We start from the raw sequence: 12,612 nt of genomic DNA, 5'->3' as shown, positions 1-12,612 counted from the left end.
GGAGCCCATACCCTCATGCCTGCAACACCATTCGACAGTGCCACGCCCGTACCGCACACCGACGTCGCGATCATCGGCGCGGGCTTCGGTGGCCTCGGGGCCGCGATCAGGCTCGAGCAGGAAGGCCGCAGCGACTTTCTGATCTTCGAGCGCGATACGGCGGTCGGTGGAACGTGGCACGTGAACACCTATCCCGGTGCGCAGTGCGATATTCCGTCGGCGCTGTATTCGTTCTCGTTCGCACCCAACCCCGACTGGACGCGGCTCTACCCGCTTCAGCCCGAGATCGAGGCGTATCTCAACGATTGCACCGATCGTTTCGGTATCCGCGATCGCATCCGTTTCGGGCACGAGGTACTCGACGCGACGTGGAACGACGAACAGGCCCAGTGGGTGGTGCGGACGAGCGAGGGAACATGGTCTGCGCGCATCCTCATCGGAGCACTCGGCCCGTTCAGTGAACCGGCAACTCCCGACATCGGAGGACTGGAATCGTTCTCGGGCAGCGTGTTCCACTCGGCGAAGTGGGACCATCAGCACTCCTCCCAGGGCCGACGCCTCGCCGTCATCGGCACCGGAGCATCCGCGGTGCAGTTCGTTCCGCGTCTGGCCCCCGAGGCCGCGCACCTGACGCTGTTCCAGCGGACACCGACGTGGATCCTTCCGCATCCCGACCGACCGATCTCCGAATCCGGCAGGTCCCTACTCAGGAAGTTCCCCCGGGCCCAGCGGGCGATGCGCCGCACGTTCGATCTGTTCCAGGAAGCGTTGGTTCCCGGACTCATCGGCCATCGATCGTTGCTCGCACCGCTCACGGCATTGGGGCGCGCGCATCTCCGTCGTCAGGTGAAGGACCCTGTACTTCGCGAGAAGCTCACACCTGGTTACGAATTCGGTTGCAAGCGACCGACGTTCTCGAACAAGTTCTACCCCGCCCTGTGCCGAGAGAACGTCACCGTCGAAACCACGAGCATCGCGCGGATCGTGCCCGAGGGCATCGTCACCACCGACGGGACCGTGCACCAGGTCGATGCCATCGTCCTCGGGACGGGATTCACCGTGTCCGGCCACACCGGCTTCCGGCGGATCGTCGGTCGTGACGGAAAGTCGTTGGCGGACCACTGGCCCGACGGGGAAATGTCGTCGTACCGGGGCACCACGGTGCACGGCTTCCCGAATTTCTTCATGCTGCTCGGCCCCAACTCGGTGGTGTACACCTCCCAGGTGGTCACCATCGAGGCTCAGGTGAACTACATCCTTGCGGCACTGCGCGCGATGGACGACAACGCACTGGTGGCGCTCGAGGTCAGCATGCGGGCACAGATCGAATTCGCGGATCACACCGACGAGCGTCTCGCGGGATCGGTGTGGAACTCGGGAGGATGCAGCAGCTACTACCTGAGCCCGTCCGGACGCAACGTGACGTACTGGCCCGGTTCGGTACGAAACTTCACCCGGCGTATGTCCACCATCGAACTGCGCCATTATCACTGCCGCAGTGCGCTTTCCGAGGTAGATCCGCTGCTCGCGACCAGCAAGGAGCTCGCATGAGCGGCACCATCGAACTCGCGGGAAAGGTAGCACTGGTCACCGGCGGAGCCCGTGGAATCGGAGCCGCGACGGTCGAGAGATTGCGCGCGGCGGGAGCGTCTGTCGCGGTGGTGGATCGAGATTTTCCCACGGATCCGACCGGTACGGAAAGGACACTTCTGCTCGTCGGTGACGTCACCGATCCGGCAGCGATGGCGAACTGCGTCGCGGCAACGATCGACAGGTTCGGCCGCCTCGACATCGTGATCGCCAATGCCGGGATCACCCCGCCGCCGGCCACCATCAGGTCGATCGACCGCGCCGTCTTCGACTCGGTGATGGCGGTGAACTTCGGCGGCGTCCTCAACATCGTGCGGGCCGCCGCAGACGAGATCGTCGCGAGCGGCGGGCACATACTGCTCGTATCGTCCTGCGCTGCATTCACTCCCGGGATGGGTGGGTCCGCGTACATGGTGAGCAAGGCGGCCGTGGAACAGCTGGGCCGCGCTCTGCGCATCGAACTTGCTGCCGTCGGCGCATCGGCCGGTCTCGCGTACTTCGGAGTGGTGGACACCGATCTGGCACGGCACACCCTCGACGACGATCCGATCGGTCGGCGAATCGGAGGATTTCTTCCGTGGCCGCTGAGCCGACGCCTGCCGTCTCAGCGAGCCGCCGAGTTGCTCGTACACGCGGTCCGGACCCGTCGGGCACGATTGATCGCCCCTGCCGTGTGGACTCCGTACTTCTGGTTCCGGGGAATGCTCAACCCGATTCTGGAACGCAGGCTCGTCCGGGACCGTCGGGTTGCGCAGATCATCCGGGATCTGGAGGAGACACACTCACGCTGACCTTCCGCAGGCGCGTGGGCTATGCGCTCTCACCGTCCACGCTGGGAACGTCACTCATCGGCGGGAGCGGCCGGGCGCACAGGTCACGCGCATCGGCGTCGGACATTCCCAGCGCGAGCAGCACGCTGTACGCCATTCGATCCACGGCCTCGTTGTCGTCACGATCAGGTTGCTCGAGCAGTAGCTGGCCCAGACCGAGCAATGCGCCTGCCACCAGAGCCAAGGACAGCTGTATGTCCTCGACCCGGAAGTACCCCGCATCGACTCCGGCGACGATGTCCCTCGCCGCACGTGGACCGAGACCGTGCTGCGAGGTGATCAATTCGGGACCGGAGTGGATGAGCACGCGGCTGAGTTCTGGTTGCAGGCGGAAGAGTCGGCCGGAGATTCGAAACGATCGAGTGAACGCCTCGGCGGGGTCGGCGTCGACATCGGTCAGCGAATCGAGGTAGCCGCCCAGCAACTCCAGGGCACCGTCGACCGCCGACTGGAACAGCTGCTCTCGACTGACGAAGTGGTTGTAGAACGACCCCATACCCACGTCGGCGGCCTGGGTGATCTCTGCGATCGGCGCGTTCAGTTCGCCGCGGGCGATGAAGCCCTGCGCCGCTTCGATCAACGCTCCACGCGTGCGGGCCTTGCGGCGCTCGAGTCGATTCGGGGTTTCGGTCATGGTCCCTACTTCTGTCTGCGCTGGTCGACGGCCTGACTCTTCCTCATGGCTGACGATTCTGTCAATACTATTGACTGACGGCACTGTCATAGGTGACGATATTGTCACCAACGAGGGAGGCTCAATGGCACAGGACGTCGACGGCCACAAGGACATGCACGTGGACCAAGGCGCGCTCACCGGCGAGCACCCCGGTCGCGCGAAGGATCCCATCATCAAGGTTCGGGACATCGCGTGGCTGGAGTTTCGCAAGCCGGATCTGACCAAGGCCGAGGCGTTCGCCGTGGCCTTCGGTTTCACCGTCTCGCTTCGCACTCCGGAGGAGATCCATCTGCGAGGTACGCACGTCGGCGCACCGTGCGTGATCATCCGTCGCGGCAAGCGAACACGCTTCGTGGGCGCAGCCTTCGCCGCCGCAGACGATGCCGACCTGATGAGGCTGGCCGAGGCAACCGGGCAGCGCGTCCAACGACTACCCGACACACTCGGCGGTGTCGCCGTGAATCTCACCGACCCGGGTGGACAACCCGTCCAGGTGGTGTCCGGGTACACCGAGCATCCCGAGCTGCCCGGCCAGCCAGCGCACACCTACAACTTCGGCGACCCGCGCTACCGACTCAACGCGACGCAGCGGCCTCCGCGTCAGCCCGCCCGAGTCCAACGTCTGGGACACGTGGTGCTCCAGCGCACCGGCTACCTCGAGAACCTGAACTGGTACCTGCATCATCTCGGACTGATCGTCAGCGACTTCCTCTACTACGACGGCCAGCGTGATCGCGGTCCGGTGATGAGCTTCATCCGCTGCGATCGTGGCAACACTCCGGCCGATCATCACACTCTCGCAATGACTCTCGGTCCGTCCAACCGGTACGTACACTCGGCATACCAGGTGTCGGATCTCGATGCCATCGCCGCGGGCGGGGAATACCTGACCCAGCGCGGGTACCGGCATTCGTGGGGTATCGGCAGGCACATCCAGGGCAGCCAGATCTTCGACTACTGGCGGGATCCCGACGGTTTCCTGGTGGAACATTTCAGCGACGGCGATATGTTCGACAGCTCCCTCGAGCCCGGCTGGGCACCGATGACCGCATCCGGCCTGGCTCAGTGGGGGCCGCCTGCGTCCAAGGACTTCCTCGGGATCGCGCCGAGCAAAGCGTCTCTGCACGAGCTCAAATCGATCATCTCCTCGCTACGCACCGACAACGAATTCGACACCGAACGCCTTCGCGGCCTGATGAAAGTGGCTTCCTCATGAGCATCGCTGTACTGCGCACCGCCGACGCCTGGTGGGTGGAGACCCCGGCCGGGGCGTCCCGAATCGATACCTCGGCCACCACCACCGCCGAGCTACTCGCCGATCGAGCGGCCATCGAGTCGGCGCGCGAGTCCACCGATGTCGTTGCCGTGGAGACGTTGTCGCCGATCTCGCCGGTCACCGCGCCCTGCCGAATCATGGCGAACATGACGAACTTCGTCTCGCATGTGAAGGACTCGGGAATGAACCCCGAGACGGTGCCGCTGACGTTCTTCCGCAAGACCTCGGGCTCGATCAGTGGACCCACCGACGACGTGATCAAGCCCGCGCACGTCAAGCTGCTGGACTACGAGATCGAGATCGGCTTGGTCTTCGGCAAGACCCTCACCGTCGGCACCAAGATCGACGCGTCCAACGTGGCCGAGTACGTGGCCGGGCTCGTGATCACCAACGACGTCTCGGCGCGCGATGTCCAGTTGCCCAAAACTCAGTTCTACGAGGGCAAGTCGTACCCCACCTTCACGCCGGTCGGGCCGCGCCTCGTACTGCTCGAGGCCGGCGAGTTCGACCGGTTCGGAGACCTCGCATTGACCTTGCGCGTCAACGGTTCGGTCCGACAGGACAGTACGGTCGCCGACATGATCTACCGTCCGGTCGAATCGCTGAAGGCGCTGAGCAAGTTTCAGCGGATCGATCCGGGCGATCTACTGCTCACCGGTACGCCGGGGGGCACCGCACTGAAGGCCCCCGCCAAGCCGATCGAAATGATCGGATCGCTGGTTCCGCCGTCGGTCAAGTGGAAGGTCTTCTTCAAGAAGCAGGCCAAGAATCCGGCGTTTCTGAAGGACGGTGACGTGCTCGAACTGACGTGCTCCACTCCCGACGGAGCCCTCGATCTGGGAGTCCAGCGCACCCGGGTCTCCTACCGATGACCGAAAACACGTCCGACGGTCGCCACTTTCCCGTGGTGATCGTCGGCGCCGGTCCGACGGGCATGACCGCTGCGTTGCTGCTGGGTCGGTACGGCGTGCCCTGCCTCGTGTTGGACAGGTGGGAGGACGTCTACCCACAGCCTCGCGCGGTCCATCTCGACGACGAGGTGTTCCGCATTCTCGGCGATATCGGCCTGGCCGAGGACTTCGCGGGAATCTCGCGCCCTGGTCGCGGACTGCGATTGTGCGACAAACAGATCCGCACGCTTGCCGAGTTCGAGCGGGATCCCGACGATCGACCGCACGGGTACCCGCAGGCCAACATGTTCGATCAGCCCGATCTCGAACAGCTGATGCGCAAACACATCTCACAATTCGAGTGCGTGGAGATGCGCGGCAATTGCGAGATCACCGACGTCCAGAATCTCAAGAATTCGGTGCGGGTCCGGTACGACTCGACCGTGGACGGGACCCCACACTGGGTGACCGCCGACTACGTACTCGGCTGCGACGGGGCCAACAGCATCGTTCGAGCCTCCATCGGTTCGAAGATGCACGATCTCGGCTTCGCACAGCGATGGTTGGTGGTCGACATCGCCACCGATGCGGACCTCGATCAGTGGGACGGCGTGCACCAGGTGTGCGATTCCGAGCGATCGGCGACCTACATGCGCATCGGCCCGACCCGCTATCGCTGGGAATTCCGTCTGCACGACGACGAGACCATGGACGCCTTCACCGACCTGGCGTCGATCGGTCCACTGATCGCGCCGTGGCTGGAGTCTGTGGACGAGCCCGAGATGGAGCTGATTCGCTGCGCCGAGTACACCTTTCGGGCACAGGTGGCCGACCGGTGGCGTGATCGCCGGGTTTTCCTCCTGGGCGATTCCGCGCATCTGACGCCGCCCTTCATCGGGCAGGGGATGGGCGCTGGGCTCCGAGATGCGCGCAACCTGGTCTGGAAGATCGTCGGCGTGCGCGACGGGCATCTGAAGGAAACCTCGCTCGACAGCTACGAGACGGAACGAAAGACGCACGCCAAGCAGATGATCGAGTTGGCGGTCGCGATCGGATGGGCCATGACCGGCGGCAGCCGACTCACCGGCATCATGCGCACGAACATCGCACCCGCTCTGGGATATCTGCCGTTCATCGGCGCGAAGGTCACCGCCAGCACCACGCCGTCACTCGGCCGATCGCAGTACGTGTTGCGTTCGCCCGTGCCGGTTCGCACTCTGGCCGGAAAGCTCTGCCCCAACAGCACATTGGACAATGGAATGCGCCTGGACGACCTCGCGCCCGGCCAATTCCTGTTCGTCTCGTCGACGCCCTTGTCCATCGGGCACCGTCGAGAGGTCGAACGTCGCGGAGCCGTCGTCGTCGAGGTGGCGGCGTCGTCGGATCTCGGGGCCTGGCTGCGCAGCGGGCATGCTGTCGCTGCCATAGTCCGACCGGACCGCACCGTCATGGCGTCGGGCACCTCGGTACCTTCCCTGCACACCAAGGTACCGACCACCGCTTTTCGTCGGCAAGACTGCCCGGCACACGTTGCGACGAAGCCGAGACCTACCCGCACAGCAACAAAGAGGCGTAGATGAACACTGCACTTGTCACCGGAGCGACGTCGGGAATCGGCGAGGCCGTCGCCGAAACTCTCATCGCCCGCGGCTATCACGTCATCGGCACCAGCCGTAACAGCTCGAAGGTGGCCGCCCCGATCCCGGGCGTCGACTACCGCGATCTGGACCTGACGGATCCGCAATCGATCCGTGCGTTCGTGGACGAACTCGGCGACTCCCCGATCGATGTGCTGATCAACAACGCAGGCGAAAGCCAGTGCGGTCCACTCGAAGAACTCCCCATCGAGGCGATCACTCGACTGTTTCAGCTCAACGTGTTCGGCGCGATCGAGTTGACCCAGGCCGTATTGCCGGCCATGCGTGAGCGCGGCCGCGGCAGAATCGTCAACATCGGCTCGATGCTCGCGAGCTTCCCCCTGGCCTACCGTTCCTCGTACGCCGCAACCAAGGCCGCGATCAAGGGCTTCAGCACAGCGGCACGGTTCGAGCTCGAACCGTACGGAATCGACATCACCACAGTCGAACCCGGCTCGATCGCCACCGGCCTGTCCGCCCGTCGCACCAAGTACTGCGGACCGCATTCGCCCTACCTACGCGATTTCACCACGGTGATCGCGAAGCTCGACGCCAAGGAGGCACAGGGCATCACGGCCGAGACGGTCGCGAAGACCGTGCTGAGAGCGGTCGAGGACAAGAAGACCCTCCCGATCTACGCCGTCGGCAGCAATGCGCCCGCAGTGTTTCTCGCCAAGCGGTTGTTACCACGCACCGTGCTCGAGAAGTTCACGGCCCGCGCATACGGATTGCCCGGCAAACGCCCGGTCGGCTAGCGAAGCAGTCCTGCGACGAACGGGATCGTGTCGGCCTGTGACTGGACGAGGGCTCCACTGTGGTCGGTGTTGTAGGCCCGGAACGTCACCGGCTGACCGTTGGCGGTCAGACGCGCGACGTAGGCCGCGGTGGTCGGAAACGGAACGTCGATGTCCTGGAGACCGTTTCCCATGAAGAAGGGCTTGTCGAATCCTGTTTCGGGCATCGCCATGTAATCGTCGAGCACGGCCGTGAAATTGGGCAGGCTCGTCAGTGGCGCGGTGAAGAAGTCGCCGATCGTCACACCGTCGAGTTGTTCCTCGAAGTCCGATACGCACTCCGTCTCGGCCAGGTCTGCGTACTTCTTTCCGAGCGGGGTCAGGATGTTGTCCAGTCCGAGCTCGGGATGCGCGTAGCGCAGTGATGCGCCGATGTACGCGACGTAGGCGGTCAGTCCCGACGGCAGCTCCACCGGCGGAACGCCCGGTGCACCGATCGAGACCAATTTCTCGATGTACGCGGGAGTACCGGTGCCGACCGCCCCTCGGTAGTCGAGCTCGGGGCCGCCGAATTCCGTTGCGTACCGCGCGGTGTAGATCGCTGCTCCGCCGCCCTGCGATTGGCCGACGGCCACCCAGGATCGCGACAGGGCTTCGCTGTGGTTGCGGCCCGCCTTGACCATGTCCACGACGTTGTGTGCCGTGGTTCGACCGTCGAGATACGTCGGCAAGCCGGGTGTTCCGAGGCCGGCATAGTCGCTGGCCACGATGGCGTAACCCTGCGCGAGCCAGTTTCCCAGGTACGGCAGATCGCGCTCGGCGTACGCCGGACCGATCATCGACGGCGCACACGAATCCCCAAGACCGGATGTGCCGTGGGCCCACGAGATCACCGGCCAACCACCCGCGGGCGGCGTGCCGGGCGGCAGGAAGACGGTGCCGGTGCTCAGCGCTTTGTCGCCGAACGTGTCGGTGGTGACGTAGGTGAGCACTTCGGCCGAGGCCGCGCCGGGAACCCACAGTTCCTGCGGCAGATCACGAGTCGAGACGACGTCGCCGATCTCCTGAGTGATCGCCGGTGCTGCGGAAGCAGGTGCGGCCAGCAGCACCGTCACCATGCTCGACGCGACAGTCGCGGCAACTGCGAGAGCACCGATCCGACGACGAGAGGTCACTGGGTCTCCATTCCGTTCGAGTGCGCGAAGCCACCGCGTTCGTCGATGCGCGCCACCTTGTAATACACGACCGCACCGATCCACACGACGAAGAACGTGCCGACGACGAGTTGGCCGGCCAGATTGAGATCGATGACGGCCAGCGCGTCCCACAGGCCGCCGGTCAGCTCGAACTGCTCGGCGAGCAGCGACAACAACTGCACCGTGCCGATCACCAATGCCACGAAGACGGACAGTCCCGTCATCGTCATGTTGTAGTAGATCTTGCGCACCGGCGTCACGAACGCCCATCCGTACGCCTTGGACATGAAGATGCCGTCGATGGTGTCCATCGTGGTCATGCCCGCGGCGAACAGAACCGGCAGCGCGATGATCGCCATCGGCGGAAGTCCGCCTGCCATGGCCGTCGTGCCTGCGATCGCAAGCAGACCGACCTGAGTGGCGGTGTCGAATCCCAGCCCGAACAGCAGACCCAGCGGGTACATCTGCCACGAGTGGTTGATCAGCTTGTCGTAGCGGCCGCGGAACAGTCGATTCATCAGCCCACGCTTGGCCAGCAACTCGTCGAGGCCGGCTTCGGTGAACTCACCTCGTTTCGCGCGTCGCCAGACTCCGACGATTCCCGCGAGCACGGCGATGTTCAACGCTGCGATGAGATACAGGAACGTTCCGGACACGAGCGTGCCGATGATGCCGCCGACTCCGGCGAATGCGTCCTGGAACGCCGTGGCCTGGGACGCGACGAAGGCGATCGCGGCGACGAAGACGAACACGACCGTCGAATGACCGAGTGAGAAGAAGAGCCCGACGGCCAACGGCCGCTTGCCCTTCTGCAGCAGAAAGCGGGTGGTGTCGTCGATGGCCGCGATGTGATCGGCGTCGAAGGCGTGCCTGAGTCCGAGTGTGTACGCCAACACGCCTGCTCCGGCGTACACGAGGGTGCCGTCGGCCCCGGTGAGTCCGTGGATGCTCGGAATGGAGTCGTAGTACGTGAACAGCCCCCATCCGATCACGTGCAGAGCGGCTACGAAGCCGGCCATCGCCAACAGGCGGGGAATCTCGTCGAGAGTGAATCGACTCTGCCGTCGGCCGACCTCGGCGCGCGAAAGCTCAATCGTCATGGAGACATTGTGGCCGACGACAACGAATTACTCTTCCTGCGCGGCCGCGGCCAGGACGCGTCGCGCATCGGGTTCGACGGACCAGTAGGCAAGGAGGGCCAAGATCCCGCCGACGGCCAACAGCGGTAGCAGCGGAACCAGGCCGACGGTGAGTGAATCGGCCGCGTCGGACACCACGCCGACCAGAAGCGGCCCGACGGCACCGCCCGCGGTCGCGGCGATCTGAAGCATGCCGAATCCCAGACCCCGATCCCGGGCCGGGACCACGTCGGCGACACATGCGGTGAGCGTGGGGAGGGCAAAAGCCGAGAAGAAGGCGAAGACGGTGAGAAGTACGACGAACACCACCGTGGCGTTCATGCCGAGCGCAATCGACATGAACACACTGCCGAGGAGAATTCCACCACCACCCAGCACTACTCGCCACTGGGCGAGGCTGTTCCCGATCACGGCCCTTCGGGTTGCCATCGCCGCGACGAGCGTGCCGAGAACGATTCCCACAAGCGTCATTCCACCGCCCGCCGTCGCGGCGGCCGATTCGGACAGGCCGTACCGGCGTTGCAGCAGACTCGGAAGCCAGAAGGTCAGGCCACCGATCGACAGGCTCATGACCGTCAGAGCCGCACCGGTGAACCACAGCGTTCGGATGGGCAGCAGTCGGCGGAGCTGGGCGGCAAGCGGGCCGGACGGCGTGGGAGCCTCCAGGCTCGGGTCCGCGCGGGCCGCCAACCTGTCGGCGTATCCGCGTTCCGGTTCCTTCAGACGTGAGACGAGCACTGCGACAAACAGTCCCGGGATCGTCATGACCATGAACGCCCCGCGCCAGCCCAGCCAGTCCGCCAGCACACCACCCAGAACGATGCCCGCACCGCCCAGATACGCCGAGGTTCGCCACCAACCGAACGCGGTGGATCGTGTTGCGGGCGGGTAGAAGTCGGCAAGCAGGCTCGCGCTCGCCGGGTTGTCCACCGCCTCCGCCGCGGCAAGACCGACCCGCACGAGGTAGAAGATCAGGAACGTGGGCGCAAGCGCGGAACCCAGCGTCGCCAGAGACCACAGAACGACGACCCAGGTCACGATCCTGCCGCGATCGTGACGATCGGCGAAGTACGCAGCCGGTATCGCCAGAACGCCCGCGGCGATCGCGGATGCACTGGGCAGCGATCCCGCCACCGCGTCGCCGAAACCCCATTCGGCCTGAAGCTGAGGGAGAACGGCGGCAACGAGGCTGAATTCGATCCGGTCCACGAAGGCCACGAGGACCAACACGATTGCCGGTCCCCAGCCGAAGGGAAGAAGAGCAGACCCGGGCCCGGACCGCAGTGTCCCGATGGTTCGCCAACGGCTGCCGCGATCGACCACTGGGCCTGGATCGATACCGGTCGCCATGCGTCGTCCCTCGATTCAGCGTCGTTCGAAACCAGTGTGCACCGCCGGGCACAATCTCAACATCGGTTGATGTCTCTGTCATTTCCCTCGAACGTGCTGACAGTTCACAACGCGGAAGCGGACATTCGACGCTTTCGTCACGGCAGGATGAGGTGGCCGAAGCCGAAAACAGTGGGGACGAAGTTCATGTCACGGGTGAGAATCGCGATGTGCCTGCTCGCAGGTCTGGGATCCTTCGCGATCGTCGTTGCGCTTCTTCTGCCCACCCTCGTGTACGACCGTCTGGCGGTCACTCCCCTCGACATCGCCGCCACCACAGTGGCCACCACGGCAGACGGAGCGGGCGGCGAGGTCCTCGACTCGAAGACGATCGCCGGCCCGGGGCCCTTGTCGATCGCAACCGATGTTCCCCTCGTTCTCCAGCGGTACATCACCGTGGAGGATCCCTCCGACGCAGACCGCGTCACCTTCCAGGTCGGAGCCACGGTGCGACGCGCCGACCGCGACGGCGATGAAGGCCTGCTGACCGCCTCGGTGGATCGAGTGACCAGCGACCGACGCACCGGCCTACCCGTCGAGCCGGCGGGATCATTGCAGACCAACGTCGACTCACCTGCTATTCCGCTGCCGCGCACTGGATTACAGCATCGCTTCCCTTTCGATACCCAGCCGATCACGTACACGGTCTACGACTCGACGGCGTGGACGAGCTTCGAGGCGAACTTCGTCGAGGAGATCACCATGGAAGGTCTGCCGATCTATCACTTCCGATCGATCGTGACCGAAGCCGACCTGTCGACCACGACGCAGTCACCGATCAACTCGGTGACCCTCCCGGCATCGAAGTGGGGACTGGGCGACGGGGACGAACCGATCACGATGAAGCGGTGGTACTCCAACGTTCGCGACATCTACGTCGAACCCAGAAGCGGAAGCCTGGTGTGGGGCAGAGAAACCCCGTACCAGTACTTCGCGAGAGATCCGAAGGTCCCCGAGGTCACCATCTTCAAGGCGTCACTCGCTCTGGACGAGACGGGTCGCTCGGAGCAGGTCGCCTCGGCACGCGACGCTGCGAACAGCCTGGCCTGGTTGACGTCTCGCGGACCACTCCTGGGATACGCGGTCGGTGGAGCCTGTCTCGTCGGTGCCGTCGCCGCCGGAGTGATCGGATCCCGTCGCGCGCGTTCGCCCGAGCCCACCCCACAGCAGGCGGACGAATCCGAGCGCGCGTCGGTGTAGGTGCGCTCGGCGTCCACAATTCGGATCCGAAAGCGGGATCGCGATCGTGTGGGCA

The 12,612-nt window shown here is 64.7% G+C and carries 11 protein-coding genes; 7 read left to right on the top strand and 4 right to left on the bottom strand.

Features of this window, described 5'->3' with window-relative positions; translation table 11 throughout:
• Nucleotides 1–15: 15 nt before the first annotated feature.
• On the top strand, nucleotides 16–1,551 hold the full coding sequence (locus tag CH306_RS10170) for a flavin-containing monooxygenase (RefSeq protein WP_094646507.1): 1,536 nt from the start codon (nucleotides 16–18) through the stop codon (nucleotides 1,549–1,551).
• On the top strand, nucleotides 1,548–2,381 hold the full coding sequence (locus CH306_RS10165) for an SDR family NAD(P)-dependent oxidoreductase (RefSeq protein ID WP_094646506.1): 834 nt from the start codon (nucleotides 1,548–1,550) through the stop codon (nucleotides 2,379–2,381). Before CH306_RS10170 ends, CH306_RS10165 begins: the two co-directional genes overlap by 4 nt.
• 19 nt (nucleotides 2,382–2,400) lie before the next feature.
• Here CH306_RS10165 and CH306_RS10160 read toward each other — a convergent pair whose 3' ends face one another.
• Nucleotides 2,401–3,054, bottom strand: a complete 654-nt coding sequence (locus CH306_RS10160) for a TetR/AcrR family transcriptional regulator (RefSeq protein ID WP_032395478.1) — start codon at nucleotides 3,052–3,054, stop codon at nucleotides 2,401–2,403.
• A gap of 124 nt (nucleotides 3,055–3,178) precedes the next feature.
• Between CH306_RS10160 and CH306_RS10155 the strand changes: the two genes are divergently transcribed.
• Genes CH306_RS10155 through CH306_RS10140 form a run of 4 tightly spaced genes read left to right on the top strand, consistent with a single transcriptional unit; the run spans nucleotide 3,179 to nucleotide 7,654 of the window.
• Entirely contained in the window at nucleotides 3,179–4,312 is a 1,134-nt protein-coding gene (locus tag CH306_RS10155) for a VOC family protein (protein ID WP_032395479.1), read from the top strand.
• Entirely contained in the window at nucleotides 4,309–5,244 is a 936-nt protein-coding gene (locus CH306_RS10150; RefSeq protein WP_032395480.1) for a fumarylacetoacetate hydrolase family protein, read from the top strand. The genes CH306_RS10155 and CH306_RS10150 overlap by 4 nt, the downstream gene beginning before the upstream one ends.
• Complete coding sequence (gene mhpA / locus CH306_RS10145) at nucleotides 5,241–6,842, top strand: bifunctional 3-(3-hydroxy-phenyl)propionate/3-hydroxycinnamic acid hydroxylase MhpA (protein WP_094646505.1); 1,602 nt, start codon at nucleotides 5,241–5,243, stop codon at nucleotides 6,840–6,842. The genes CH306_RS10150 and mhpA overlap by 4 nt, the downstream gene beginning before the upstream one ends.
• Entirely contained in the window at nucleotides 6,839–7,654 is an 816-nt protein-coding gene (locus CH306_RS10140; RefSeq protein ID WP_094631926.1) for an SDR family oxidoreductase, read from the top strand. The genes mhpA and CH306_RS10140 overlap by 4 nt, the downstream gene beginning before the upstream one ends.
• Here CH306_RS10140 and CH306_RS10135 read toward each other — a convergent pair.
• From CH306_RS10135 to CH306_RS10125, 3 genes are read right to left on the bottom strand one after another with little or no spacing between them, the layout of a single operon-like run.
• Nucleotides 7,651–8,751, bottom strand: a complete 1,101-nt coding sequence (locus tag CH306_RS10135; RefSeq protein ID WP_094646589.1) for an alpha/beta hydrolase family protein — start codon at nucleotides 8,749–8,751, stop codon at nucleotides 7,651–7,653. The two genes, CH306_RS10140 and CH306_RS10135, sit on opposite strands and share 4 nt — an antisense overlap.
• 53 nt (nucleotides 8,752–8,804) lie before the next feature.
• Nucleotides 8,805–9,929 carry a HoxN/HupN/NixA family nickel/cobalt transporter gene (locus CH306_RS10130; protein ID WP_094646504.1) on the bottom strand — a complete coding sequence of 375 codons (1,125 nt, stop codon included), beginning with the start codon at nucleotides 9,927–9,929 and terminating at the stop codon, nucleotides 8,805–8,807.
• A gap of 27 nt (nucleotides 9,930–9,956) precedes the next feature.
• On the bottom strand, nucleotides 9,957–11,318 hold the full coding sequence (locus CH306_RS10125) for an MFS transporter (RefSeq protein WP_094646503.1): 1,362 nt from the start codon (nucleotides 11,316–11,318) through the stop codon (nucleotides 9,957–9,959).
• 186 nt (nucleotides 11,319–11,504) lie between these two features.
• On the opposite strand from CH306_RS10125, the gene CH306_RS10120 reads away from it, so the two are divergent.
• Nucleotides 11,505–12,557, top strand: coding sequence for a DUF3068 domain-containing protein (locus CH306_RS10120; RefSeq protein ID WP_176459415.1), 1,053 nt, complete (start codon nucleotides 11,505–11,507; stop codon nucleotides 12,555–12,557).
• Nucleotides 12,558–12,612: the final 55 nt, after the last annotated feature.

It is taken from the genome of Rhodococcus sp. 15-725-2-2b (assembly GCF_002259075.1).
Classification (GTDB): domain Bacteria; phylum Actinomycetota; class Actinomycetes; order Mycobacteriales; family Mycobacteriaceae; genus Rhodococcoides.
This window is presented reverse-complemented; position numbering and strand designations above follow the sequence as displayed.

Bases quoted from the DNA above. Each gene is read 5' to 3' on its own strand.
- CH306_RS10170 (WP_094646507.1), top strand. From the start codon at position 16: ATGCCTGCAACACCATTCGACAGTGCCACGCCCGTACCGCACACCGAC.
- CH306_RS10165 (WP_094646506.1), top strand. From the start codon at position 1,548: ATGAGCGGCACCATCGAACTCGCGGGAAAGGTAGCACTGGTCACCGGC.
- CH306_RS10160 (WP_032395478.1), bottom strand. From the start codon at position 3,054: ATGACCGAAACCCCGAATCGACTCGAGCGCCGCAAGGCCCGCACGCGT.
- CH306_RS10155 (WP_032395479.1), top strand. From the start codon at position 3,179: ATGGCACAGGACGTCGACGGCCACAAGGACATGCACGTGGACCAAGGC.
- CH306_RS10150 (WP_032395480.1), top strand. From the start codon at position 4,309: ATGAGCATCGCTGTACTGCGCACCGCCGACGCCTGGTGGGTGGAGACC.
- mhpA (WP_094646505.1), top strand. From the start codon at position 5,241: ATGACCGAAAACACGTCCGACGGTCGCCACTTTCCCGTGGTGATCGTC.
- CH306_RS10140 (WP_094631926.1), top strand. From the start codon at position 6,839: ATGAACACTGCACTTGTCACCGGAGCGACGTCGGGAATCGGCGAGGCC.
- CH306_RS10135 (WP_094646589.1), bottom strand. From the start codon at position 8,751: ATGGTGACGGTGCTGCTGGCCGCACCTGCTTCCGCAGCACCGGCGATC.
- CH306_RS10130 (WP_094646504.1), bottom strand. From the start codon at position 9,929: ATGACGATTGAGCTTTCGCGCGCCGAGGTCGGCCGACGGCAGAGTCGA.
- CH306_RS10125 (WP_094646503.1), bottom strand. From the start codon at position 11,318: ATGGCGACCGGTATCGATCCAGGCCCAGTGGTCGATCGCGGCAGCCGT.
- CH306_RS10120 (WP_176459415.1), top strand. From the start codon at position 11,505: ATGTCACGGGTGAGAATCGCGATGTGCCTGCTCGCAGGTCTGGGATCC.